The sequence below is a fragment of the Sphingomonas sp. Leaf231 genome, from assembly GCF_001421995.1.
In the GTDB taxonomy this organism is placed as follows: domain Bacteria; phylum Pseudomonadota; class Alphaproteobacteria; order Sphingomonadales; family Sphingomonadaceae; genus Sphingomonas.
Genome location: NZ_LMLS01000004.1, coordinates 161,972 through 185,864, shown reverse-complemented (window position 1 = coordinate 185,864; position 23,893 = coordinate 161,972). Strand labels below are relative to the sequence as shown.

The window sequence follows — 23,893 nt, the reverse complement described above, 5'->3', positions numbered from 1 at the left end:
CCATGTATCCGTCGTCCCGTTGCGACCCCGCCCGATTCGTCCCGAGGATCGCCGCCGAGTCGCGCCGAAGCCGGGAAGATCGGCGTGGTAAACGGTGATTCACCACCGCGTTCGCCATGGCCGTTACGTACATGAGCAAGCGCCCGGCGGCTACCGGTTTTGCATTGCTGAACCCTAGGGATTGTAGCTGCGTGACGGAATGGGCACCACATCGGCCATTGCTGCGAGGCTGGATCACTCACCGCTGGCGGGTGCGGCCGCCGCGCTTGCCCGCGCGCCGACAGAGGAAATGGGGCACGCGACGTGGCTGGTCCAGCGGAAATACGGTGGCTCCGCCCGGCCCCCATGTTCACCCGTAGCGACGCATCCTGCGTCGCCGGCGAATCAGAACGGGCGTTCGCCGCGATAATTGCCGGCGTTCTTGTAGCGGCAGACGAGCACGTCTTCCTGCCCGCCACGGGCGAGTGCGCAGCCGACCTCGATCGTGTCGCGCCACATCACCTGCGTGTAATGTCCGACGTCCGCGACACGCCCTGTGGTGCTGTTGTTGGGGAAGACGCCGGGCTTGAAGTGGCGCTTTTCACGGATCCAGCCATCGACCATCGCTTCGGGCGCGTAATAGCCGCGCGTCCCGGCCCAGAGATTTTCGCCTTCGGGATCACGGCGGCGCTCCGGCGCGTGTTCGAAACGGCCGGTGGTGGCGAGATACTGCCCCCAGGCGTGGGCGGATTCGACCAGTTCCGGGTTCCAGCGCAGCGGGGGGATGCCCAGCGCCGCACGCTCCGCATTGTGCGCCGCCAGCACACGCGCGTCGAAAGTGTTCGAATAGCTCGACGCCCCCGTGACGAACGGGGCGCACAACATGGCGGCAAGCGCCAGGAGCATGGGACGTTTACGCGACGCGGAACACGGCATGGCCGGGTAACCTTTTCCTGATGACCAGGAAAAAATACGGGCCGCGCTCCTTACCGGCGGTTAGGGAATCTGGTTACGTCGCGTTCACACTTGTGGCGCGTGTCAGGCGCCGACGATCGTGACGAGATCGCCACGTGCGACCTGATCGAACAGCAACCGCGCGAAGTCGAGCGGCACGCCGATGCAACCGTGGGTCGCCGATCCGCGCCGCACCGAACTGGCGTGGATCGCGACGCCGTCGTTGGTGAGCCGCAGCATGTACGGCATCTCCGCATCGTAGAGCGACGACTGGTGCTGCCGCGCGCGCATCAGAATCGGGAAGGTGCCGGTCGGGGTGGGCTTGTGATCGGTGCCGTACAGGATCACCGCGGTGCCGATCTCATGCCCGTCGCGGAACACCGAAACGGTCTGACGCGGCAGATCGACGCGCACGCGGATCACCCCCTCCGCGGGCGCGCCCAGATCGTTCCAGACATAGTCGCCGAACTGCATCGGCCGGCGTATGTTCAGCAGGCTACGCACGCGCATCCGCTGCCCGCCAGCCATCGGCAACGCCCCTTCGCGTCCCGGCGGGTAGCGGAAGCGCGTGCCAAGCGAGCCGATCGTGGTCTTGGTGGTGGTCGCGCCGGCCGTGGCCAGATCGCCCGTCGCGACGACGAGCGCGAGCGCGGCGAGGCCGAACCGGTGCCGGATCATGCGGGGCGGGCAGGGGTCCGCTTGCGGCGGCGCACGGCGAGCCCGGTCAGCGCAAAGCCCACCACCATCATCGCCCAGGTCGCCGGTTCGGGCACCGCAGGGGCCGGAATGATCGGGGTGGGCGTAGGCGTCGGCACCACGCCCGGTACGCCGGGCGTGTCGTTCGGTCCGGTCGGGAAGACCGGCGGCGGGTTGAAGCCGGTCGTCCCGCCCGGCGGCAACGGGCCGAGCGCGTTCGGGGTGACGGGGAAAGGCAGGTCCGGCACGAACCCGACCGGCGTCACCGGCAACGCACCGCCGGGCACGATGCCGATCGGTTCGCGGTCACGCACGTTGCCCAGCACGCGCTCGCGCGGTCCGCGCGGCGGGACACTGGCGAGCTGGCGCGGCTTCGCGTGCTTGATCGACTTGGTGGCGAACATCGCGCCATGCCCGCGCTCACCAGGCGAACGCGCCGTCATGATCGACAGTGGGTCCGGCATCATGGCCAGCGCTGCGGGCAGGTTCATCGCCTCCGCAAAGGGAACGGTGCCACCGAGATAGCCGAGCCCCGCATAACCGCCGACCGCCGCGCCGCCGACGCCCAGCACCGTCGCCGCGCGCACGAGCAGCGAACGCGAAAAGAGGGGCAGAGAGGGGCGCCAGTTCTTCATTCGATCGACCAATCTTTCGCGCAGTTTCACCATGGGTCAACGCATCGATATCATTTGCGCCCCACCCGCAACCCGAGTCCAGTAAAATGTGCCGCCACGCTGTCCCGCCTGATGCATTGCGGGACGGGTGTGGCCGGTTCGCCACCCGAGATTACTGGAACCATGAAGCGATCGGTCGAAAAGTTAACAATTGTTCGAAAGGTTAACGGCGACTCCAAAAGTTAACGGACCGGCACCAATCGTTGGCGGTGCTTGAGGACCAGCGCGTCAAGCCACGCGGAAAAGGCCCGAACCCGCCGTAATTGTCGGGTGTCACGGTGTGTTACCAGCCAGAACGCTCGATTGATCGTTACCTCGGGCACCACGCGGATCAGCCCGGGTTCGGCACCTGCGATGAAATGCGGCAGCACGCCGACCCCGGCGGCGCTGGCGATCAGCCGCATTTGCGCGTTGATGCTGGAACTGCGCAGCATGGGCGCGGGCAGCGGTCCGAGGTCGTCGGAAAAGCGCAATTCGGGCGAGTAGAGCAGGTCGGGGATGTAGCCGACCATCGGATGACGCTTCCCCAGCGACTCGCGCGTGGGCTCCCCGCTGCGCTCGATCAGCGTGCGGGCGGCATAGAGATGCAGCGTATAATCGGACAGCTTGCCCGCGACGACCGGGCCGTGGCGAGGGCGGGCGAGCAGCACCGCGACATCGGCCTCGCGACGCGACGGGCTAAGGAAGCCGGAGCTGGCGGCGAGGTCGATGGTCAGGCCCGGATGTGCGGCGGCGAATTCGTGCAGATGCTCCGCGACCAGCCAGATACCGAACCCCTCCGACACGCTGATCCGCAGCAACCCGGTGAGCGACTCCGCCGGTCCGGGTGCCTCCACGATCCGTTCGGCGGCGTTCTGCATTTCCTCCACCTGCGCCAGCAACGCCTCACCCGCCTCGGTCAGCACCTGCCCCTCGCGCGTTTGTTCGAACAGTGTCCGGCCGAGCCGCGCCTCCAGCCGGCGCAGGCGGCGGCCGATCGTGGTGGCATCGACACCGATCAGCGCCGCGGCGCGGGCGATCTGCCCGGCGCGCGCGACGGCGAGGAAATCCTGCAGGTCGTTCCAGGGTAGTGGCTGCATCATTGCAGGTGGACGTTGCAGATTTGCCGCTTGCCTGCAAACGGCACCCGGCGCAGACCCCCGGTCAACATAGGAGAGGGATGCGATGCGCAGCGTCGACCATCATATCGCAGGTACACGTCCGGCCGCCGGCACCCCGCCGCGCACGGCCGACATCTTCGACCCCAATACCGGTGCGGTCCAAGCGCGGGTGACGCTGGGCGACGCGGCCGACCTGGATCGCGCGGTGGCGGCGGCACAGGCGGCGCAGCCGGCCTGGGCGGCGACCAATCCACAGCGGCGTGCGCGCGTGCTGTTCCGGTTCAAGGAACTGGTCGAGGCGCATATCGACGAACTGGCGCATTTGCTGTCGTCGGAACACGGCAAGGTGATCGCCGATTCCAGGGGCGACATCCAGCGCGGACTGGAAGTAATCGAATTCGCCTGTGGTATTCCGCACGCGTTGAAAGGCGAATATACGCAAGGAGCGGGGCCGGGCATCGACGTCTATTCGATGCGCCAGCCGGTCGGCATCGGTGCCGGCATCACGCCGTTCAACTTCCCCGCGATGATCCCGATGTGGATGTTCGGCGTGGCGATCGCGTGCGGCAATGCCTTCATCCTGAAGCCCAGCGAGCGTGACCCCGGCGTGCCGGTGCGGCTGGCCGAACTGATGGCGGAGGCCGGGCTGCCGGACGGCATCCTGCAAGTCGTGCACGGCGACAAGGAAATGGTCGACGCGATCCTGGACCATCAGGCGATCGGCGCGGTCAGCTTCGTCGGATCGAGCGACATCGCGCACTACGTCTACCGGCGCGGCGTGGCGGCGGGAAAGCGCGTGCAGGCGATGGGTGGCGCGAAGAATCACGGCATCGTGATGCCCGACGCCGACCTGGACCAGGTGGTCGCCGATCTGTCCGGCGCGGCGTTCGGATCGGCTGGCGAGCGATGCATGGCGTTGCCGGTGGTCGTGCCGGTGGGCGACCGGACCGCCGAGGCGCTGCGCGAGAAATTGTTGCCGGCGATCGCGGCGCTTCGGGTCGGCGTGTCGACCGATGCGGAGGCGCATTACGGCCCGGTGGTGAACGCCGCGCATCGCCAGCGCGTGTCCGACTGGATCCAGACCGGCGTCGACGAGGGGGCGGAACTGGTGGTCGACGGACGCGGCTTCGCGTTGCAGGGGCACGAACAGGGGTTCTTCATCGGCCCGTCGCTGTTCGACCGCGTCACCCCGGACATGCAGGCGTACAAGGAGGAGATTTTCGGCCCGGTGCTGCAAATCGTCCGCGCACCCGACTTCGAAACCGCGTTGCGGCTGCCCAGCGACCATCAATACGGCAACGGCGTCGCGATCTTCACGCGCAACGGCCATGCCGCGCGCGAGTTCGCCGCGCGGGTGAACGTCGGGATGGTCGGGATCAACGTGCCGATCCCGGTGCCGGTCGCCTATCATACGTTCGGCGGGTGGAAGCGCAGTGGCTTCGGTGACACCAACCAGCACGGCACGGAGGGCGTGCGGTTCTGGACCAGGGTGAAGACGGTCACGCAGCGCTGGCCCGATGGGCTGGCCTTGTCGCGCGGCAGCGAGGACGGTGGACCCAGCCGCGTGCAGGATGCGTTCGTCATTCCTACGATGGGGTGAGAGGCGCGATGCAGCGGGCGATGACGGGGCGTTGGGTGATGGCCGGGGTGCTGGCGGCGATGCTGGCGGCGTGCGGCGGCGGCGCGGCGAATTACAACGGCGTCGACGTTCCGGAGCAGGAGGCCGAGGCGCAGGCGGCGATCGAGCGATCGGTGGCGCAGAACGGCGCGGCGAGCACCGCGCGCACCGGCGTGCCGATCGCGCGCAGCACCCCGACCGCCGCACGCGATCGTGCGTTCCCAACCGAGTTCCTGGGATATTGGGGCGTCGACGACGACGATTGCGAACTGGCCAACACCGCCGCAACGGGCCGCATCAACATCGACGCCGACACGATCCGCTTCTACGAATCGAATGCGCGCGTGCAGGGCATGGAGCATCGCTCCGCGCACGAGCTGGCCGTGCAACTCCGCTATTCGGGCGAGGGCAAGGCGTGGGAACGAACCGAGACGTTCCGGCTGGACGCCGGCGGCACCGCGCTGGTGCGCGGCAGCCCGCCGGAAATGCAGCGCTATCGCCGCTGCTGAGGATATGAGCATGACCGATCAATTCGACCTGACCGACGAACAGCGGGAGATCCAGGAACTGGCGCGCCGCTTCACCGCGGATCGCATCACGCCGTTCGCCGCCGAATGGGACGAAAAGCACATCTTCCCGCGCGACACGATCAAGGCCGCGGCCGAACTGGGCTTCGCGGCGATCTATGTCAGCGAGGAGAGCGGCGGGATCAACCTCGGCCGGCTGGAGGCGGCGCTGATCATGGAGGCGATGGCATATGGCTGTCCCGCGACCAGCGCGTTCATCTCGATCCACAATATGGCGAGCTGGATGATCGACCGTTACGGCTCGGCCGAGCTGAAGGGGCGCTACCTGCCCGATCTGGTCACGATGGAGCGGATCGCCAGTTATTGCCTGACCGAACCGGGATCGGGCTCGGATGCCGCGGCGCTGAAGACGACCGCGCGGCTGGACGGCGACCATTACGTCGTCAACGGCACCAAGCAGTTCATCTCCGGCGCCGGCGAGAACGAGATCTACGTCACGATGGTGCGCACCGGCGTCGACGGGCCGAAGGGCATTTCGTGCCTCGTCATCGAAAAGGATATGCCGGGCGTGTCGTTCGGCGCGAACGAGCGCAAGCTGGGCTGGCACGCGCAACCGACGCGCGCGGTGACGTTCGACAACGTCCGCGTGCCGGTGGCCAATCGCGTCGGGCAAGAGGGCGAGGGCTTCCGCTTCGCCATGGCCGGGCTGGACGGCGGCCGGCTGAACATCGGTGCGTGTTCGCTGGGCGGTGCGCAGCGGTGCCTGGACGAGGCGATCGCCTATACCAAAGATCGCAAGCAGTTCGGCACCGCGGTCGCCGACTTCCAGAACACGCAGTTCATGCTGGCCGACATGGAGACGGAATTGCAGGCCGCCCGCTGTCTGCTGTACGTCGCCGCCGCGAAGGTGACGGCGGGCGCGCCCGACAAGACGCGCTTCGCCGCGATGGCCAAACGGCTGTCGACCGATACCGGGTCGAGCGTGGTCGACCGCGCGCTGCAATTGCATGGCGGCTACGGTTATCTGATGGACTATCCCATCGAGCGGTTCTGGCGCGACCTGCGCGTCCATTCCATCCTGGAGGGAACCAATCAGGTGATGCGGATGATCGTCGGACGCGAGCTGGTGCGGCAATGAGCGAGCTGATCGTCACCGTCGACGGCGGCGTGGGCCGCATCCGGCTGAACCGGCCCAAGGCGCTGCATGCATTGACGACTGCGATGTGCGCGGGGATCATCGACGCACTGGAGGCGTGGCGCGGGGAAGAGGCGGTACGCTGCGTCGTGATCGATCACGCCGAGGGGCGCGGTTTCTGTGCGGGTGGCGACATCCGGATGCTGGCGGACAGCGGGGCGGGCGACGGCGCGGCGGCGCGCGATTTCTTCCGCACCGAATACCGGATGAACCATCGGCTGTTCACCTACGTCAAGGACAGCGTGGCGTTCATCGACGGGGTGACGATGGGGGGCGGCGTCGGCGTGTCGCAACCGTGCCGTTACCGGGTCGCCACCGAAAACACGCGGCTGGCGATGCCGGAGACGGGCATCGGGCTGTTCCCCGACGTCGGTGGCGGCTGGTATCTGTCGCGCCTGCCGGGTCGCATCGGACAGTATCTGGCGTTGACCGGTGCGCGGCTGGACGGAGCCGAGGCGCTCGCGCTGGGGCTGGCGACGCATTATCTGCCGGCCGCCGCGGTCCAGGATGCGAAGGCGCGGATCGTCGCCGATCCGTCCGCGATCGAGGAAGCGCTGGCTTCGCTGGCCGAGGCCGCGCCGGAAGCGAAGCTGCTGGCGCACCGCGATGCGATCGACCGGTTGTTCGCGTCGGACGATCTGGAGCACGTGCTGGACGCGCTCGAAGCGGACGGCGACCACTTCGCGCAGGCGACGCGGGCGACGCTCGCCACCAAGTCGCCGCAAGCGATGAAGGTGTCGCTCAAGCTGCTCAAGGATGCGGCGGGGATGGCGACGTTCGCCGACGAGATGCGGCAGGAATATGCGGTGGCGTGCCGGGTCGTGCAGCGCCCGGACTTCGCCGAGGGCGTCCGCGCGCTGATCGTCGACAAGGACAATGCGCCGCGCTGGGAACCGGCGGGCGTGGAGGGGGTGAGCGATCATATGATCGACCGCATCTTCGCGCCGCTGCCCGAGGACGAGGCGTGGACGCCGCACGATTGAACGCGGACGGGTCGCCGCTGCACGGGCGCGACGGATATTTGGTGCGACGGGAGAAGCGAATGGCCGAGTATGAGACGATCCTGGTCGAGCAGCGCGGCGGTGCGACGTTGATCACGCTGAACCGGCCCGCGGCGCTGAACGCGCTGAACTCTCAGGTGCTGGCCGATCTGCTCGCCGCGCTGGCGGCGTTCGATGCGGATGCGACGCAAGGGTGCGCGGTGTTGACCGGCAGCGCAAAGGCGTTCGCGGCCGGGGCCGACATCAAGGAAATGGCCGGACAGGGCTTTGCCGAAATGTACGGCGGCAATTTCTTCGCCGGCTACGAACGACTGACGCAGACGCGCAAGCCGGTGATCGCCGCCGTCGCGGGCTATGCGCTGGGCGGCGGGTGCGAACTGGCGATGATGTGCGACTTCATCCTCGCCGCCGACACCGCGAGATTCGGGCAGCCGGAGGTGAAGCTGGCGGTGACGCCCGGCATGGGCGGATCGCAGCGGCTGGCGCGCGCCGTCGGCAAGGCCAAGGCGATGGAAATGTGCCTGACGGGGCGGATGATCGACGCTGCGGAGGCGGAGCGCGCCGGGCTGGTCAGCCGTATCGTGCCGGCGGACGAACTGGTCGACGAAGCCGTGAGGACTGCGCAGGCGATCGCCGGCATGGCCCCGTTGGCGGTGTTGGCGAACAAGGAAATGGTCAATGCCGCGTTCGAGACGACGCTGGCGCAGGGCGTGCAATACGAACGGCGGCTGTTCCACGGTCTGTTCGGCACCGCCGACCAGAAGGAAGGTATGGCGGCCTTCGTGGAGAAGCGCCCCGGCCAGTGGACCGGCAAATAGGAGGATGGTGAGATGACGCTGGTGATCCTGATATTGCTGTCGATCGTCGTGGCGGGCGGTGCGGGCGTCCGCTTCACGCGCCTGCACCCGTTGGCGGTCGCAGCCGCGATCGGCCTGATCGGCGCGATCATGGTCGTGGCGATGATGCTGGCGTCGGTGTCGGCGTCGTTCGAGCCGGTGGCGATCACGTTCGCCGGCACGTTCGTGGGGGTCGCGGCGCTGGCGCTGGTCGGCGCGCTGATCGGTGCGGCGTTGCGACCGCGGCGGCCGATCGGGGTCGCATGATGGCGCGGGTCGGCTTCATCGGACTGGGCAACATGGGCGGCGGGATGGCCGCCAATCTGGCGAAGAAGGGACATGACGTCCGCGCCTTCGACCTGTCGGCGGCGGCGCTCGACGCGGCGCGGGCGGCGGGGTGCCTGCCGGTCGGATCGGCCCGCGAGGCGGCGGACGGTGCGGAGGCGGTGATCACGATGCTGCCCGCCGGTACGCACGTCGCGCAGGTCTACGCTGACAGTCTGGGCGAGACCGCGGTCGACACGGTACTGATCGACTGTTCGACGATCGATCTGGCGACGGCGCGGCGGATCGCCGCCGAGGCGGCGGCGCGCGGGATCGCCGCAGTCGACGCGCCGGTGTCGGGCGGAATCGCGGCGGCGCAGGCGGGCACGCTGACCTTCATGGTCGGCGGCACCGTGCAGGGCTTCGATCGCGCGCGTCCGTTTCTGGACGACATGGGCAAGGCGGTGATCCACGCCGGGGAAAGCGGCGCGGGACAGGTCGCCAAGATGTGCAACAACCTGATCCTTGGCGCGACGATGGCCGCGACGTGCGAGGCCTTTGCGCTGGCGGAGCGGCTGGGGCTGGATGCGCAGACCTTCTACGACATCTCGAGCAAGGCGACCGGGCAGAGCTGGTCCATGACCAGTTACTGCCCGGTGCCGGGCGTGGGACCGGAGTCGCCGGCCGACCGGAATTACGGCGGCGGGTTCGCGGGGGCGTTGATGCTAAAGGATCTCGAACTGGCGATGGCGGCGGCCGGCGGTGCGGATGCGCAGGTGCCGATGGGTGCGCGCGCGCGCGATCTGTACCGCGAGTTCGTCGATGCGGGGCAGGGCGGACTCGATTTCTCCGGCATCATCCGAATGTTGTCCGCGCCGCGCGGTTAAAGGCAGGTCGCACCTTCGCGAGGAGCCTCGCGCCGCCACGACCATCGTTTCCGGTGGGGCGTGCCGGCTTGCTTCACATCGCTCGCGATGGCGGGGCGGGTTGGTCAGTGAGGGCTGCCGTTCGCGGGCACGCCGCTACGAATCGCTTTGCGCGGGTGACGGACGAGCGGCATCGTCGCGAGCTGCCACGACCCCGCGCATTGCTGCTGGATCTGCGCCATGGGCGGCTTAGCATCGCTCGCGGTGGCGCGGAGGGATGGTCAGCGGGAGCGTCGCTTGCAGGCAAGACGCCACGGATAGCTTCGCGTGCGTGGCGCAGGAGCCGTCGCGAGGATTTTGCGACGACAATAATCGCTGCTTGCATCTGCCGACATGAATTCGCCCGCTAGCCCGCTACGCCCGCTGACGGAGCGGATTGGTCGAAGGTCTGGATGTGTGGCACGACGTTGCGGACCACTCATCCGGGGGGTGGCGGTCGCCATGGTGGACGTTGCGGGTGGCGCGTGCCACCGCGGCGAGATGCCATCCGCCGTTGCCGCCGTAGCCGTCACGATCCTGGCCTTCGTCGCTGGCCTGACGATGCCGGACGTAGACCTGCACCTTTGGCTGGGACATCGCAGCGCGGTGACGCACAGCGTTGCGCCGGCATGCGTGTTGCTGTCGTGGCGGCGCTGGTATCCGGCGGCGTGCGGCATGGCGGGAGGGATCGGCCTGCATCTGGCGGCGGATAGCTTCCCCAATCGGATGATCGGTTATGCCACGGTCAAGCTGCCGTTCGCCGGGGCGCTGTCGGCGGGAGCATCCTATGCATGGCTGGCCATCAACGCGGTCGCCGCACTGGCGCTCGCCGCATGGCTGGCGCGACGCCTGCACGCGCCGATGGTGGCGATGTTGCTGGCGCTGGCAGCGACGGTGGCCGGCGCGCGGTATCTGTGGCGCACCGATGGCGGCTGGCCGGTACTGGCGATCGTGGCGGCGGGCGCGTGGCTGATGTGGCGACGACGCCGCGTGGGGTGAGGACGGGCTGGATCGACATTCAGCGCTTCACGGAAGCCGGACTGCTCGCCGATCAAGACCACCAGCCGTCATTGCGAGCGTAGCGAAGCAATCCAGTGTTCTGCGCGTCGCTCCGGCTGGCTTCGCTACGCTCGCGACGACGGCGATGGCAGCGTGCTCGGCTGGATGCCGGTCGGCCCAGTCCGGGCCGCAGCACGAGCGCGGGCGCGCGCTGCGAGGTCGAACGATCCGGTGACGACGGCTCGGTGCGCGATCGTCGCCCGCCCCGTCGTCGCCATTCCGCCGTCACCGGATCGTTCGCGCCGCCGTCACTCCGCCGCTTCGAGCGTCGCCGTGTCGTCGAGCGGGTAGGGGAGGCGTGACAGCATCTCGCGCGGGATTATCTGCCAGAACGCGCCGATCGTGCGGTTCCAGTCATCCAGCAGACCGCGCGACCAGCGGCTGTCGGTGACGGTGGCATGTTCCGCGATCAGCCCGCGCAACACTTCTTCCCAATGCGCGGCGGCGACGCGTTGCCACACGATATTCTCGGGGTTGGCGCGGCGGGCGAAGCTGCCGGCAGGATCGTACACGAACGCCATGCCGCCGGTCATGCCTGCACCGAAGTTCGCGCCGACCTCGCCCAGCACCACCGCGGTGCCGCCGGTCATGTATTCGCAGCCGTTCGCGCCGCAGCCCTCGACCACCACGGTCGCACCCGAATTGCGCACCGCGAACCGCTCGCCCGCCTGGCCGGCGGCGAACAGCTTGCCGCTGGTCGCACCGTAGAGGACGGTGTTGCCGAGGATGGTGTTGTCCTGGCTGCGCAGCGGTGAGGACACCGCCGGGCGCACGATGATCTTGCCGCCCGACAACCCCTTGCCGACATAATCGTTGGCATCGCCGAACACCTCCAGCGTGATGCCGCGGCACAGGAACGCGCCGAGCGACTGGCCCGCCGAGCCGCGCAGGCGGATCGTGACGTGGTTCTCGGCCAGCTTCGACATGCCGAACGTGCGCGTGATCTCGCTCGACAGGCGCGTACCGACCGCGCGGTGCGTGTTGCGGACCGAATAGGTCAGCTGCATCTTTTCCCCGCGCGAGAACACCGCGGCAGCATCCTTGATGATCTGCGCGTCGAGGCTGTCGGGTACGTCGTTGCGGAAGGTGGACAGGCTGAATCGGCGCTCGGCATCGGTCGCGTCGACCTTGGCCAGGATCGGATTCAGGTCGAGATCGTCGAGATGCTCGGCACCGCGGCTGACCTGCCGCAGAAATTCGGTGCGGCCGATCACCTCGTCGAGGGAGCGGACGCCGAGCCGTGCGAGGATGTCGCGCACTTCCTCCGCGATGAAGGTCATCAGGTTGATGACCTTTTCGGGGGTGCCGACGAACTTGCCGCGCAGCGCCTCGTCCTGCGTGCAGATGCCGACCGGGCAGGTGTTGCTGTGGCATTGGCGGACCATGATGCAGCCCATCGCGACGAGGCTGAGCGTGCCGATGCCATATTCCTCGGCCCCAAGGATCGCGGCGATCACGATGTCGCGCCCGGTCTTCAGCCCGCCGTCCGCGCGCAGCTTGATGCGCCCGCGCAAGCCGTTGAGCGTCAGGACCTGATTGACCTCCGACAGGCCCATCTCCCACGGCGTGCCGGCATATTTGATGCTGGTCTGCGGGGAGGCGCCGGTGCCGCCGACATGGCCGGAGACGAGGATGACGTCGGCATGCGCCTTCGCCACGCCCGCCGCGACGGTGCCGATCCCTGCCGACGACACCAGCTTGACGCAGACGCGCGCGCGCGGATTGATCTGCTTCAGGTCGTAGATCAGCTGCGCCAGATCTTCGATCGAATAGATGTCGTGGTGCGGCGGCGGCGAGATCAGCGTGACGCCGGGGGTCGCGTGTCGCAGCTTGGCGATGAACTCGGTCACCTTGAAGCCGGGCAACTGCCCGCCCTCACCGGGCTTCGCACCCTGCGCCACCTTGATCTCGATTTCGTCGCAGGCGTTGAGATATTCGGCGGTGACGCCGAACCGTCCGCTCGCGATCTGCTTGATGACCGAATTGGCGTTGTCGCCGTTTTCGTAGGGCGTGTAACGGACCTTGTCCTCGCCGCCTTCGCCCGACACCGCCTTCGCGCCGATCCGGTTCATCGCGATCGCCAGCGTTTCGTGCGCTTCGGGCGACAGCGCGCCGAGCGACATGCCGGGGGTGACGAAGCGCTTGCGGATCTCGGTGATCGCCTCGACCTGATCGACCGCGACGCCTTCGTTGGGGAAGTTGAATTGCAGCAGATCGCGCAGGTAGATCGGCGGCAGATCGGCGACGCCGCGCGAGAATTGCAGGTAACTCGAATAGCTGTCGGTGCTGACCGCCGTCTGCAACAGGTGCATCAGCTGCGCGGAATAGGCGTGCGCCTCCCCGGTATGGCGCTGGCGATAGAAGCCGCCGATCGGCAACGTGGCGACCGCCTGATCATAAGCGGCTTCGTGGCGTTCGGTGGCGTTGACGTGCAGCGAGGCATAACCCTCGCCGCTGATCTTCGCCGGCATGCCGGGGAACAGATCGTTCACCAAGGCACGGCTGAGTCCGACCGCCTCGAAATTATAGCCGCCGCGATAGGACGAGATCACCGCGATGCCCATCTTGCTGAGGATCTTGAGCAAGCCTTCTTCGATCGCCTTCTTGTGGCGTGCGGTGCATTCCTCCATCGACAGCTTGCCGAACAGGCCGCGTGCGTGACGGTCGGCGATCGCCGCCTCGGCCAGATAGGCATTCACGGTCGTGGCACCCACGCCGATCAGCACCGCATAATAATGCGTGTCGAGGCATTCCGCGGCGCGCACGTTGATCGACGCATAGGAACGCAGGCCGCGGCGAACCAGATGCGTGTGCACCGCCGCCGCCGCGAGCACGCCGGGGATCGCGACCCGGTCCTCGTCGATGCGCTCGTCGGTCAGGAACAGCTCGCTCTTGCCCTCGCGTACCGCCTGCTCGGCCTGGTTACGGATTCGCTGGATCGCGGCACGCAGCCGCTCCGCGCCGCCGCCCGCCTCGAACGTGCAGTCGATATCGGCGGCGGCATTGCCGAAATAGCCCTTCAGCCGCGCCCAGTCGGTGGAGGTCAGCACCGGCGATTCGAGCACCAGCACCCGCTCACGCCGATCCTCGGTATCGAGGATGTTGGCGAGATTGCCGAAGCGCGTCTTGAGCGACATGACGTAGCGTTCGCGCAGCGGGTCGATCGGCGGATTGGTGACCTGCGCGAAGTTCTGGCGGAAGAACTGGCTGATGAGGCGCGGCTTGTCGGAGATGACCGCCAGCGGCGTGTCGTCACCCATCGAGCCGATCGCTTCCTTGCCCGTCTCGACCATCGGCGACAGGATCAGCTCCATGTCCTCGATCGTCTGGCCCGCCGCGACCTGACGCCGCGCCAGATCGGGGCGGGCGTAACGGGTCAGCGTGCCGGCGGGGGCAGGGGGCAGGTCGTCCATCGTCGAGAATTCGCCGATCATCGCGGCGTAGTCGGCCTCGGCGGCGATCCGGTCCTTCACCTCGCGGTCGAGCAGCACCCGGCCTTCGTGCAGGTCGACGGCGATCATCTGCCCCGGTCCCAGCCGGCCCTTGGCGAGGACGGTGCTCTCCGGCACGACGACCATGCCGGCTTCCGATCCGACGATCAGCAACCCGTCGGCGGTCTGCGTATAACGCAACGGACGCAGCGCGTTACGGTCGACGCCGCCGACCACCCAGCGCCCGTCGGTCATCGCAAGCGCGGCGGGGCCGTCCCACGGCTCCATGACGCTGGCGAGATACTGGTACATGGCGGCATGCGTTGCCGGCATGTCGTCCGCGGCGGCCTCCGGCACCAGCATCAGCTTCGCGGTCGGCGCGTCGCGGCCCGAGCGGCAGATCGCCTCGAACGTCGCGTCGAGCGCGGCGGTGTCCGATGCACCGGCGGGGATCACCGGCTTGATATCCTCCGAATGTTCGCCGAACGCGATCGAGGCCATGCGGATCTCGTGGCTGAGCATCCAGTTCTTGTTGCCGCGGATCGTGTTGATCTCGCCGTTGTGCGCCAGGCACCGGAACGGCTGCGCCAGCCACCATTGCGGAAAGGTGTTGGTCGAATAACGTTGATGGAAGATCGCGACGCGGCTTTCGAAACGCTGGTCGGTCAGGTCGGGGTAGAACACCGACAGGCTCTCGGCCAGGAACAGCCCCTTGTAGATGATCGAGCGGCAGCTGAGCGAGCAGACGTAGAAGCCCTGGATCTGTGCGGCGATCACGCGCTTTTCGATGCGGCGGCGGACGAGGTAGAGGTTCTTCTCGAACTCCTCGACCGATACGTCGTCGGGCAACGGGCCGGCGATCATGATCTGCTCGATCTCGGGCCGGGTCGACTGCGCCTTCATGCCGATCACCGAGACGTCGACCGGCACCTGCCGCCAGCCGTAGATGGTGTAGCCGGCGCCGATCACCTCTGATTCGACGATCGTGCGGCAGGTTTCCTGCGCCGACAGATCGGTGCGCGGCAGGAACATCATGCCGACCGCGAGCCGGTTCGGCATCGCCTTGTGCCCGCTGGCCGCGATGCAATCGTCGAAGAAGCGCACTGGCAAATCGACGTGGATGCCCGCGCCGTCGCCGGTCTTGCCATCGGCGTCGACCGCGCCGCGATGCCACACCGCCTTCAGCGCATCGACCGCCGACTGTACGACGCGCCGCGACGGCTTGCCGTCGGTGGCGGCGACCAGGCCGACGCCGCACGCATCGCCCTCCATGTCGGGGCGGTACATGCCGTGTTCGGCGAGATACTGACGGCGGGCGTCGAGGGAGTCGGTCATGAAATCAGCCCTTCGGTTCGAAGCAGCGAAATGGTCTGGCGGGTGCCGGCGATGAGATCGATGAATTCGCGCCAGGCCAGATTGGCGCGGGCAGCCTGTTCTACGGGTCGGGTCGGATCATCGTGGGCGAGCACGTTGCGGGTGGCGGCCAGCTCGATCCAGCGTTCTGCCGATGCGATGCCGCCCAGCGCCTCTACCCGGCGAAACTGGTTCTGTGCGGAAAGACCGGCGATCGTCTTCCCCGACAGGAACAGCAGCCCGCGAAACAGCTTTCGCGACGTCAGATCGTAGAGCCGGTCGAACATGCGCAACAAGGCATGAGGCCGCTCGCGTTCCTCGTCCCGCCAACGGACAATCGCGTCACCCGTCGTCGGCAGCGCCCGGTCCATGCTGCCGCGCAGGCGCTCGACATGGTCGGCGAGTTGCTGCGCGGCGACAACGGCCTCCCCGGTAGCGGCAAGCACATCGTCGCGTGTCATAGCACGACGCCTTCGCGACATGCGGCGCGATCGATCCATCGCGGTTCGGCTCCACGCGCGGCGACGACCACATCCACCTGTTCCTCGTCCAGCGATCGCCACAGCAGCGCGCGGAAACGGACCTGGTGTTCAAGATCCGCGGATGCCGGATCGGCCTCGATGTGAAGGTCGATGTCGCCGCCGCGTCTGGTGTCGTCAAGACGACTGCCGAACAGCCGCACGATCGCGCTGGCGCCGAACGCCTCCCGGGTCGCCGACCTGATCGCGTCGATATACCGGGGCGACAACCTCACGCTGCCTGCCTTTCCGCCCTGGCCTTCGCCTTCAGATGCGCGTGCATCGTCGCCGCCACGTCGCGGCCGTCACGGATCGCCCAGACGACCAGCGATGCACCGCGCACGATATCGCCGGCCGCGAATACGCCGTCGAGCGAGGTCATCAACGTCTTGCTGTCGACCAATACCGTCCCCCAGCGCGTGACGCCCAGTTCCGGCGCGCCCCACAGCTTGGGCAGTTCCTCGGCGTCGAAGCCGAGCGCCTTGATAACCAGATCGGCCGGCATGTCCTCCGCGGCGCCGGGATCGACCTCCGGCGCACGGCGGCCGCTGGCGTCGGGCGCGCCCAGCCGCATGCGGTTGGCGCGAACGGCGTTCACCGCGCCGTCTGCGCCCTCGAAGCTGGCGGGAGCGGAAAGCCAGACGAACTCGACGCCTTCCTCCTCGGCATTGGCGACTTCGCGCTGTGATCCCGGCATGTTGGTGCGATCGCGCCGGTAAAGACACTTCACGCTGGTCGCGCCCTGCCGGATCGCGGTGCGCACGCAATCCATCGCGGTGTCGCCGCCGCCGATCACGACGACGTTCTTGCCGGCGGCGTTCAGCCGGCCATCCTCGAATGCGGGCACCGCATCGCCGAAGCTCTTGCGGTTCGACGCGGTGAGATAGTCGAGCGCCGGGACCACGCCGTTCAGGTTGTTGCCGCCGACGTCGATCGCCCGCGCCTTGTACACGCCGGTCGCGATCAGCAGCGCATCGTGGCGCGTGCGCAGATCGTCGAGCGTGGCGTCGCGGCCGACCTCGAACCCTTCGTGGAAGACGATCCCCCCGGCCTTTAGCCGTTCGACCCGGCGCATCACGACCGGCTTTTCCAGCTTGAAACCGGGAATGCCATAGGTCAGCAGGCCGCCGGCGCGATCGTGGCGGTCGTATACGTGGACCTCATAGCCATGGCCGCGCAGATATTCGGCGGCGCTCAACCCGGCGGGGCCGGCACCTATCACGCCAACGGACTGGCCGCGCGCCGGACCCGGCACCAGCGGCTCGACCCAGCCTTCTTCCCACGCCTTGTCCGTGATGAACTTCTCGACCGAGCCGATCGTCACCGCGCCGTGGCCGGTGAATTCGATGACGCAATTGCCCTCGCACAGCCGGTCCTGCGGGCAGATGCGACCGCAGATCTCGGGCATGGTCGAGGTGGCGTTCGACAGTTCGTACGCCTCGCGCAGCCGGCCCTCGGCGGTCAGGCGCAGCCAATCGGGAATGTGATTGTGCAGGGGGCAATGCACCGAGCAATATGGCACGCCGCATTGCGAGCAGCGCCCGGCCTGATCCTCTGCCGCCGGGGGCGCGTAGCGCTCGGCGATCTCGCGAAAGTCCTCCGCCCGATCGTCCGCGGCGCGCTTCGCCGGATAGGATTGTGGGCGTTCAACGAACTTGAGCATGTCGGCCATCGGTGTCCTCCGATGGCCGACGTCTCATATAGATCAGCCGGTGTCACGCGCTTTTCGGCGGTTAGTGCAGCAGTGCTGACCTAAAAATCTACCGTTTGGTGGCTCAGATGCAATTGGCTCGCATCTGCGCCGCAATAATAGGTCCGATGTGAGATCTACCTCAATGCCAGCGCGGCCAGTGCGACGACGCCGATGATGATTCTATACCATGCGAACGGCGCGAACCCGTGCTTCGTCACGATCGCCATGAACCAGCGGATCACCACCATCGCGACCACGAACGACACGAAAAAGCCGATCGCGATCGCGGACAGATGCGCGTCGCCCAGATCGTTGCGGCTCTTCCACAACGCCAGCGTCGTCGCGCCCATCATCGTGGGGATGGCAAGGAAGAAGCTGAACTCGGCGGCAGTCTCCTGATCCACACCCATCGCGCGCGCGCCCATGATCGTCGCGCCGGATCGGCTGACTCCCGGAATCATCGACAGGCATTGCACGACACCGATCTTCAGCGCGGTCTTCCACGACATCGTTTCTACCGAACTCCGCTCGGCGACCGGGGCGACGCGTTCGATGAACAGGATCGCGACCCCGCCGACGATCAGCGCCACTGCGACCACGAAGGGGCCGGTGCCGGGTGCCTCCAGCAGCGCGCGGATCGCGGAATAGGCGATGGCGCCAACCACTGCGGAGGGCAGGAAGCCGAGCAGGACATTGCGCGTGAAGCTGATCGCGTCGGGCCGCCGCTGCAACAATCCGAGTCCGACGTTCAGGAATCGACGCCAGAACAGCACGATGACCGCCAGGATCGCGCCCAGCTGAATCACGATGTCGAACGTGGCGTCGCCTTCGGACATGCCGAGCAATGCGCCCGCCAGGACGAGATGGCCGGTCGAGGAGACGGGCAGGAATTCGGTGACCCCCTCGACGATGCCGAGGAGGATGATGGTCAAAAGGTCGTTCACGCGCGTTCCCCGCTAATGGGTGGCGGCGGCAGGGTTCAGCCTGCCGCGCGGCCGATCTTGCCGAAGCGTCCGGCCTTGCGATAGCGCACCAGCCATTCCGGTGCGACCGCGTCGAGCGGCGTGGCGCCGACGTTCAACGCCGCCAGCCCCTCCGCACCGTTACCGACGACCGAATCGTGGCCGAGCAGCTTCCATTGGTCAGCGGTGATCGGCGTGCCCGGCAGTGACGCGAGCATGCCGCCAATCGCGTCAGGCAGGGGGATGAAGCGCGGCGTACGGCCGGTATGATGCGCGATCCGTTGCTGCACCCCCAGCATCGTCAGCACCTCCGGCCCGCCCAGTTCGAAGGTCCGCCCGCCGAACGTCTCCGGATCGTCGAGCGCGGTGACGGCCGCGCGCGCGACGTCGCCGACGAATACCGGCTGGAAGCGTGCGCCTGCCCGCAGCACCGGTACGACCGGCAACGCCGCGATCATCGCCGCGAAGCGATTGACGAACTGGTCCTCGCGCCCGAACACCGTCGACGGGCGCAGGATCGTCGCGCGCGGGTGGGCGGCGCGCACCGCATCCTCGCCCATACCCTTACTGCGCGCGTAGGCCGAGTCGCCGTTCGCGTCCGCGCCGATCGCGGAAACATGCACCAGAGCCGCCCCACCCCGCGCTGCCGCCTCGGCGACATGTCGCGCGCCATCGACGTGGATACGCTGCATATTGCCGCCGAACGTGCCGACCAGGTTCACGACGGCATCCGCGCCGTGCACCGCATTGGCGATCGTATCCGGACGGGTGACGTCCACCGCGACGAACTGGGTCTGTCCCAGCCCGCCGAGCGGCCTCAGGAAATATGCCTGCCGCGGATCGCGCTGGGCGACCCGCACGCGTGCGCCCGCCGACAGCAGCGCCTGCGCGATATAGCGACCCAGGAAGCCCCCGCCGCCGATCAGCGTCACCAGCTTGTTGTCCATGCCGTCCTTTATCCCGAAAGCCTTGAGATGCCGTACGTGCCTTGCCCGCCGCGTGGCCCATTGACAAGGTTTAGCCCCCAAACGTGCCGCACCGCAAAAAAGTGTCGGGAAAGCGAACAGGCGTGTTGACAGCCCCGGCGTCGCCCCATAGAGGCACCGGCCTACCCCGTGCCCAGATGGCGGAATTGGTAGACGCACCAGCTTCAGGTGCTGGCGATCGCAAGGTCGTGGAGGTTCGAGTCCTCTTCTGGGCACCATTTTGCACTAGGGGTTGAAAACCCTAGGAATTAGCGGAAATCCAAGGCTTTTGACGAGCGTCTAGTACAAACGTACGAGACCCGAGCCTATGTGTTCCTACCTCCATCGTGCGCCCAACGGGGTCTATTATTTCCGCATGGGGATACCTGCGGACCTGCGCCCCTTCATGGCGGGCAAGCGCGAGATTAAGCGGTCTCTAGGTCTAAAGGACCGGGAAGCGGCCAAGGCCCTCATCCCCGATATGACCAAAACGGCCCATGCACTGCTCAAGCAAGCTGAGCGGGATAAGTCCGCTGCCAAGCCTGCGCCTGCCATTCGCCGTAAGTCTGCTGGCCAGATCGAGCGGGAGCGGAGGCAGTGGGAATATGACCAGCTACAGGCCGAGCTAGTGGCCGATGCCAGCTTCGCCGCTGACATGGAAGCTGAGAAGCTGGCCCCGATTATGGATGCGCTTGCGGCAGGGAGCGAGCCTGACGCTGCACCGGCTGAGATAGCAAGGGCTGCACGGCTTCAAATTCTAGCCGAGCGGGAGAATGCCGAGCTTGATCGTAACGCACTGCTCGCGAGCGTGGTGGAGCGGTATGGCAAGAATGCCCGAGCGTCAGCGATCCAAAATCAAGCCGTCGAGTACAGCCCTGATGCCGACACCGGAGAGGGCAAGGGCATCTACCTAGATACAGATATCCTCGATGGGTGGGCTGCTGAGCGTAAGCCGTCGCCGCGTGGTAAGGACGCCTACTGGCGAGACGCCAAGCTGTTCAATTCCATGATGGGCCGTAAGTCCGTCGAGCTTATCACCAAGGCCGACGTGATGGCTTACAAGCGCAAGCTGATCGCTGATCCTGCCCGGTCACAGGTCAATGTGCGGGATCGGCTGGCGTACTTGCGGACCTTGCTGGAATGGGCTGCGCAAGAGGACATAATCCCCGTCAATGTCGCCCGCGACGTTAAGATGGCTGTCAATGAGCGGGGGGAGAAGCGGAAAGACTTCTCTACCGATGACCTCAATGCCCTGTTCGCTGGCCCGGTTCATGCCGAGGGCGAACGGCCTAAGGGCGGATATGGTGAGGCGGTCTATTGGCTGCCCCTGATTGCCCTGTTCATGGGTGCTCGCCGGGAAGAGATCGGTCAGCTTCGGGTGCAAGACGTGAAGCTAGAAGCCTACATAGACGATGACGAGAAGCGGCAAGAGGTATGGTGTATCGACATTACAGATACGCCTGACAATGCCGCCTTGCCTAATCAGATCAAGAACGAGGCAAGCAATAGGCTTGTGCCGCTGCATCCCAAGCTGATCGAGCTAGGTTTTGTCGATTACGTCAGGAAGCTGCCAGATCAAGCGGGAAGGGTGTTCCCCGGCTTGAAGGCTGTAGGCATTGGCAAGAAACTAACCGATAAGATTGGCCAGTGGTTCAGTCGCTATAAGCAAGAGGTCGGAATTGAGGATAGGGCCAAGGTCTTTCACTCATTCCGCCATACATGGAAAACCCATGCCGTAGATGCCGGTATCTCTGAGCGGGTATGCCGACAATTCCAAGGGCATGAAGGCAAAGACGCTGCCGACAAGTACGGAACGGCGCCAAGTATGCGAGTTATGGTAGCGGCTATTGCATCTTACCGGGTGCCGGGTCTTGTCATTGCCGATCCGAACCAGTAGAGGTTTCAGGAACATAGCCAACGGCTGTCCTGTTTTAAGCGCCTTCGGGTGACGGTGATGCCTTCGGGTTGATCTAAGAGTGCCGACTTACTCGGCAAGGGATAGCCGGACGGATGCCGGCCCTCTGGGTTGAGACAGCGGTGACGCCTTCGGGCAGGCCGTGACGAGGACCGGATAGGACCGGAGTTCGTCCAGCGATACACGGTTGAGGGCTTCCCTCGCCGCCTGTTCCGTCGCCTCGACAGCAAAACCGAACATACAGATACCCGTGTGGCCCCAGCGAAGCCCGTCAGGACTCATGTGGAAGCGTTCGGGTATCTGTAGGCCGGAGCAGTGGAAAGCCGCTAAGCGACTCTCCTAGAGCAAATTAGACGGGGTGCCGATCAGCCGTCGCAAGCGTCGCAGAGGGCAAACTCTTCCGTGCTGGCGTAGGGCAATGAGTGGCCGCAATGCTCGCATACCGATACAAGGCTTGCGCCCTCGTCGTCGCCATCGTCAGCCTCACGGTCGGCCAACTCAGCGGCTAACCCTTCCGGGCTGTAATCGTCTGGATCAAGGCCCGCTCTCTTAGCGGTAAGCCAGTGTTGTCTCTCAGCATCGGTAAACGACATAGCTATCTCCTGCTGAGAGAAGCGTGCCGATCAAACCGTTAAGACTCGGTAGCTTTAGGCCTCATAGCCAAGCGGGACGCCAGCCTCTCGACGCGCCTGTTCCCCGGTCGGTGCGATGCGGACGCCGGTCGCCGACTGCATATAGGTCAGATCACCAACGGGGGTGCCATGCGAGCGGCGGGCAGCCTCCCCGGTCTGAGCGACCCGGATGCCCGTGGCGTCCTGCCCGCCCCGGTAGGGATCATAGCCGGTCATGCTCTGCCCTGCCTGTGGCCCGCTGGGGGCCTGTGCAACGAGGGTATAGCCGGTCGGACCCATGACCCACTGCGGACCCGTTGCCGGTGCCTGAGCGGGCGCTGCGGGGGCCTGTGCGGCGGGGCTGGCAAGGCCATTGAAGGCGAACGAGCTATTGGCGGTCTGCCCCGGCGCGAGCGTGGAGGCATCGGGTACGTCAGGCGTTTCGGCGAAGGCTTCGCTGCTGGTGCCAAGGGCATCGTCAATGGTCCAGTTGGCTGCATCGGCTTCGGTCACTTCGCCCTTGCTGATTGCCAGCGCCTTGGCATCCTCAAGGATCATGGGAGCGAGGTTATCAAGGTGGCTGTTATCGCCGCTGTCATTGTAGGCGGTGAGCGCCTTGTCATACAGCGCTACCGTAGCATCGTCGCTATGATGGATAAGATCGACAGCGGTATGCAACGTATTCCCCATAGCAGGGACGCGGGCAATGAAGCCGTCGATAGCAGTCTTATAAGCGATGTTGGCGGGGAAGCCCTTGGCCAATTCTGCCTGAGCCTGCTTCTGGACAGTGCGGGGATTGTGCCCGTGCAATGCAATCATCGAAAGAGCCGCCTTGACCTTGATGGCTTGGCGGGGAGTTAGTGCGGTCATGTGGGTTCCTTGAACATATCGAGAATGTGGGGCTTTGCCGGCTTGGCAGCGGGGACCGGATCAACATCGCCTATGGTCGAGACAGGCGGGATGATCCCCTTGCGGATGGCGGCGGCGAGGTATTGGAAGGCAAACTTGTAATCTTTCGCCCCAAGGTGTGGACGGCCAGCATCCTCCCAGAGAGCGTGAATGTCAGATGCCATGCGCCGCGCTATCTGTTGAGCATCATCGGGCAGGTCGTAGAGTGCGGGCTGTGCAGGTATGCCGGATAGATTCGGCCATCCGCCCTCATGCTCTATAGCCTTTCGCGTAAGCAGCACGGAAAGGTTGGCAGCTTCAACGGGAATGAAGGCGGTAGTTAAAGCTTTGTCGCCATCCTTCATCAGCCATACCGTTACGCCGGACCATTCAAGATGCGCTTTAGCAGCTTCGCCATACGGCCCGGCCCTTTGCATCAGATCGTCTAATGTCTCGGGGAATACTCGCCAGCCCGCTGGCCTGTGATCCTTTGGGAATGAGCGGGGAGGCTTCGGTGCCTCTCCCGTTCCCCAATCATGCAGATCAGCCATTATGCCTTGGCAAGTTTGGCGGCGGCGGCGGCGCAGGCCTGAAAGAACGCTGCCAGCGTAGCAGTCTGTGGAGTGGCCTTGCCCTTATTAGCGCGCACGGCATCCTCTACGATATTGATACTCTTGGCTGCTCGCCGCCGTAGCTTGATGCCGCCAGCGACAATGCCGGGATAGGGGAGGGTGGTGACTAGCAAATCA

Annotated in this window: 22 protein-coding genes and 1 tRNA gene; 10 read left to right on the top strand and 13 right to left on the bottom strand. The window is 66.2% G+C overall.

Annotation, left to right across the window (positions count from 1 at the left end):
* Window positions 1–384 precede the first annotated feature (384 nt).
* The 4 genes from ASE95_RS13880 to ASE95_RS13865 all read right to left on the bottom strand — a co-directional run bounded on the left by ASE95_RS13880 (window position 385) and on the right by ASE95_RS13865 (window position 3,385).
* The gene (locus ASE95_RS13880) at window positions 385–885 is read right to left on the bottom strand and encodes a CAP domain-containing protein (protein WP_235528330.1); all 501 of its coding nucleotides are present in this window, start codon (window positions 883–885) and stop codon (window positions 385–387) included.
* A gap of 132 nt (window positions 886–1,017) precedes the next feature.
* Window positions 1,018–1,611, bottom strand: a complete 594-nt coding sequence (locus tag ASE95_RS13875) for a L,D-transpeptidase family protein (protein ID WP_056637387.1) — start codon at window positions 1,609–1,611, stop codon at window positions 1,018–1,020.
* Complete coding sequence (locus tag ASE95_RS18335) at window positions 1,608–2,264, bottom strand: PEPxxWA-CTERM sorting domain-containing protein (RefSeq protein WP_162234694.1); 657 nt, start codon at window positions 2,262–2,264, stop codon at window positions 1,608–1,610. Before ASE95_RS18335 ends, ASE95_RS13875 begins: the two co-directional genes overlap by 4 nt.
* A gap of 221 nt (window positions 2,265–2,485) precedes the next feature.
* Window positions 2,486–3,385 carry a LysR family transcriptional regulator gene (locus tag ASE95_RS13865; RefSeq protein WP_443025461.1) on the bottom strand — a complete coding sequence of 300 codons (900 nt, stop codon included), beginning with the start codon at window positions 3,383–3,385 and terminating at the stop codon, window positions 2,486–2,488.
* Between the two features lie 82 nt (window positions 3,386–3,467).
* On the opposite strand from ASE95_RS13865, the gene ASE95_RS13860 reads away from it, so the two are divergent.
* The 8 genes from ASE95_RS13860 (at window position 3,468) to ASE95_RS13825 (ending at window position 10,748) form a co-directional block, all read left to right on the top strand.
* Window positions 3,468–5,003 carry a CoA-acylating methylmalonate-semialdehyde dehydrogenase gene (locus ASE95_RS13860; protein WP_056637382.1) on the top strand — a complete coding sequence of 512 codons (1,536 nt, stop codon included), beginning with the start codon at window positions 3,468–3,470 and terminating at the stop codon, window positions 5,001–5,003.
* Between the two features lie 20 nt (window positions 5,004–5,023).
* Window positions 5,024–5,530 (top strand): hypothetical protein, encoded by a 507-nt coding sequence (locus tag ASE95_RS13855; RefSeq protein ID WP_156348050.1) that lies wholly within the window; start codon window positions 5,024–5,026, stop codon window positions 5,528–5,530.
* A 10-nt stretch (window positions 5,531–5,540) separates the two neighbouring features.
* Window positions 5,541–6,686, top strand: a complete 1,146-nt coding sequence (locus ASE95_RS13850) for an acyl-CoA dehydrogenase family protein (protein ID WP_056637785.1) — start codon at window positions 5,541–5,543, stop codon at window positions 6,684–6,686.
* Window positions 6,683–7,726 (top strand): enoyl-CoA hydratase/isomerase family protein, encoded by a 1,044-nt coding sequence (locus tag ASE95_RS13845; protein WP_056637377.1) that lies wholly within the window; start codon window positions 6,683–6,685, stop codon window positions 7,724–7,726. The genes ASE95_RS13850 and ASE95_RS13845 overlap by 4 nt, the downstream gene beginning before the upstream one ends.
* A 59-nt stretch (window positions 7,727–7,785) precedes the next feature.
* Entirely contained in the window at window positions 7,786–8,562 is a 777-nt protein-coding gene (locus ASE95_RS13840; RefSeq protein ID WP_056637782.1) for an enoyl-CoA hydratase, read from the top strand.
* A gap of 12 nt (window positions 8,563–8,574) precedes the next feature.
* Entirely contained in the window at window positions 8,575–8,847 is a 273-nt protein-coding gene (locus tag ASE95_RS13835) for a hypothetical protein (protein WP_056637373.1), read from the top strand.
* Window positions 8,847–9,731, top strand: a complete 885-nt coding sequence (mmsB, locus tag ASE95_RS13830; RefSeq protein ID WP_056637370.1) for a 3-hydroxyisobutyrate dehydrogenase — start codon at window positions 8,847–8,849, stop codon at window positions 9,729–9,731. The genes ASE95_RS13835 and mmsB overlap by 1 nt, the downstream gene beginning before the upstream one ends.
* 480 nt (window positions 9,732–10,211) lie before the next feature.
* A complete protein-coding gene (locus ASE95_RS13825; RefSeq protein WP_056637367.1) occupies window positions 10,212–10,748 on the top strand; it encodes a hypothetical protein in 537 nt (178 codons plus the stop codon).
* Window positions 10,749–11,056: 308 nt separating this feature from the next.
* On the opposite strand, the gene gltB is transcribed toward ASE95_RS13825, so the two are convergent.
* From gltB to ASE95_RS13795, 6 genes are all read right to left on the bottom strand, one after another.
* Window positions 11,057–15,574 (bottom strand): glutamate synthase large subunit, encoded by a 4,518-nt coding sequence (gltB, locus tag ASE95_RS13820; RefSeq protein ID WP_056637358.1) that lies wholly within the window; start codon window positions 15,572–15,574, stop codon window positions 11,057–11,059.
* On the bottom strand, window positions 15,571–16,053 hold the full coding sequence (locus ASE95_RS13815; RefSeq protein WP_056637355.1) for a hypothetical protein: 483 nt from the start codon (window positions 16,051–16,053) through the stop codon (window positions 15,571–15,573). Before ASE95_RS13815 ends, gltB begins: the two co-directional genes overlap by 4 nt.
* Window positions 16,050–16,346, bottom strand: coding sequence for a hypothetical protein (locus tag ASE95_RS13810; RefSeq protein ID WP_056637350.1), 297 nt, complete (start codon window positions 16,344–16,346; stop codon window positions 16,050–16,052). Before ASE95_RS13810 ends, ASE95_RS13815 begins: the two co-directional genes overlap by 4 nt.
* The gene (locus ASE95_RS13805) at window positions 16,343–17,782 is read right to left on the bottom strand and encodes an NAD(P)-dependent oxidoreductase (protein ID WP_056637348.1); all 1,440 of its coding nucleotides are present in this window, start codon (window positions 17,780–17,782) and stop codon (window positions 16,343–16,345) included. Before ASE95_RS13805 ends, ASE95_RS13810 begins: the two co-directional genes overlap by 4 nt.
* A 155-nt stretch (window positions 17,783–17,937) precedes the next feature.
* Window positions 17,938–18,747 carry an undecaprenyl-diphosphate phosphatase gene (locus ASE95_RS13800; protein ID WP_056637345.1) on the bottom strand — a complete coding sequence of 270 codons (810 nt, stop codon included), beginning with the start codon at window positions 18,745–18,747 and terminating at the stop codon, window positions 17,938–17,940.
* 35 nt (window positions 18,748–18,782) lie between these two features.
* Window positions 18,783–19,712: a complex I NDUFA9 subunit family protein gene (locus tag ASE95_RS13795; protein WP_056637338.1), complete on the bottom strand. Its 930-nt coding sequence runs from the start codon at window positions 19,710–19,712 to the stop codon at window positions 18,783–18,785.
* A gap of 170 nt (window positions 19,713–19,882) precedes the next feature.
* Between ASE95_RS13795 and ASE95_RS13790 the strand changes: the two genes are divergently transcribed.
* Both ASE95_RS13790 and ASE95_RS13785 read left to right on the top strand, forming a co-directional pair.
* Window positions 19,883–19,969: transfer RNA gene (locus ASE95_RS13790), tRNA-Leu, on the top strand.
* 89 nt (window positions 19,970–20,058) lie between these two features.
* Window positions 20,059–21,627 carry a DUF6538 domain-containing protein gene (locus ASE95_RS13785; RefSeq protein WP_082450147.1) on the top strand — a complete coding sequence of 523 codons (1,569 nt, stop codon included), beginning with the start codon at window positions 20,059–20,061 and terminating at the stop codon, window positions 21,625–21,627.
* Window positions 21,628–22,292: 665 nt separating this feature from the next.
* Here the strand turns inward: ASE95_RS13785 and ASE95_RS13775 are convergent.
* Genes ASE95_RS13775 through ASE95_RS17740 form a run of 3 tightly spaced genes read right to left on the bottom strand, consistent with a single transcriptional unit; the run spans window position 22,293 to window position 23,889 of the window.
* Window positions 22,293–23,126, bottom strand: coding sequence for a hypothetical protein (locus tag ASE95_RS13775; RefSeq protein WP_056637327.1), 834 nt, complete (start codon window positions 23,124–23,126; stop codon window positions 22,293–22,295).
* Entirely contained in the window at window positions 23,123–23,695 is a 573-nt protein-coding gene (locus tag ASE95_RS17745) for a hypothetical protein (protein WP_156348049.1), read from the bottom strand. The genes ASE95_RS13775 and ASE95_RS17745 overlap by 4 nt, the downstream gene beginning before the upstream one ends.
* Window positions 23,695–23,889, bottom strand: a complete 195-nt coding sequence (locus ASE95_RS17740; RefSeq protein WP_156348048.1) for a hypothetical protein — start codon at window positions 23,887–23,889, stop codon at window positions 23,695–23,697. Before ASE95_RS17740 ends, ASE95_RS17745 begins: the two co-directional genes overlap by 1 nt.
* Window positions 23,890–23,893: the final 4 nt, after the last annotated feature.

Coding starts and splice junctions, on each gene's coding strand:
- ASE95_RS13860 (WP_056637382.1), top strand. CDS start 3,468: ATGCGCAGCGTCGACCATCATATCGCAGGTACACGTCCGGCCGCCGGC.
- ASE95_RS13815 (WP_056637355.1), bottom strand. CDS start 16,053: ATGACACGCGACGATGTGCTTGCCGCTACCGGGGAGGCCGTTGTCGCC.
- ASE95_RS13840 (WP_056637782.1), top strand. CDS start 7,786: ATGGCCGAGTATGAGACGATCCTGGTCGAGCAGCGCGGCGGTGCGACG.
- ASE95_RS13775 (WP_056637327.1), bottom strand. CDS start 23,126: ATGACCGCACTAACTCCCCGCCAAGCCATCAAGGTCAAGGCGGCTCTT.
- gltB (WP_056637358.1), bottom strand. CDS start 15,574: ATGACCGACTCCCTCGACGCCCGCCGTCAGTATCTCGCCGAACACGGC.
- ASE95_RS13855 (WP_156348050.1), top strand. CDS start 5,024: ATGACGGGGCGTTGGGTGATGGCCGGGGTGCTGGCGGCGATGCTGGCG.
- ASE95_RS13835 (WP_056637373.1), top strand. CDS start 8,575: ATGACGCTGGTGATCCTGATATTGCTGTCGATCGTCGTGGCGGGCGGT.
- ASE95_RS13865 (WP_443025461.1), bottom strand. CDS start 3,385: ATGATGCAGCCACTACCCTGGAACGACCTGCAGGATTTCCTCGCCGTC.
- mmsB (WP_056637370.1), top strand. CDS start 8,847: ATGGCGCGGGTCGGCTTCATCGGACTGGGCAACATGGGCGGCGGGATG.
- ASE95_RS13825 (WP_056637367.1), top strand. CDS start 10,212: ATGGTGGACGTTGCGGGTGGCGCGTGCCACCGCGGCGAGATGCCATCC.
- ASE95_RS17745 (WP_156348049.1), bottom strand. CDS start 23,695: ATGGCTGATCTGCATGATTGGGGAACGGGAGAGGCACCGAAGCCTCCC.
- ASE95_RS13805 (WP_056637348.1), bottom strand. CDS start 17,782: ATGGCCGACATGCTCAAGTTCGTTGAACGCCCACAATCCTATCCGGCG.
- ASE95_RS13795 (WP_056637338.1), bottom strand. CDS start 19,712: ATGGACAACAAGCTGGTGACGCTGATCGGCGGCGGGGGCTTCCTGGGT.
- ASE95_RS18335 (WP_162234694.1), bottom strand. CDS start 2,264: ATGAAGAACTGGCGCCCCTCTCTGCCCCTCTTTTCGCGTTCGCTGCTC.
- ASE95_RS13880 (WP_235528330.1), bottom strand. CDS start 885: ATGCTCCTGGCGCTTGCCGCCATGTTGTGCGCCCCGTTCGTCACGGGG.
- ASE95_RS13850 (WP_056637785.1), top strand. CDS start 5,541: ATGACCGATCAATTCGACCTGACCGACGAACAGCGGGAGATCCAGGAA.
- ASE95_RS13785 (WP_082450147.1), top strand. CDS start 20,059: ATGTGTTCCTACCTCCATCGTGCGCCCAACGGGGTCTATTATTTCCGC.
- ASE95_RS13845 (WP_056637377.1), top strand. CDS start 6,683: ATGAGCGAGCTGATCGTCACCGTCGACGGCGGCGTGGGCCGCATCCGG.
- ASE95_RS13875 (WP_056637387.1), bottom strand. CDS start 1,611: ATGATCCGGCACCGGTTCGGCCTCGCCGCGCTCGCGCTCGTCGTCGCG.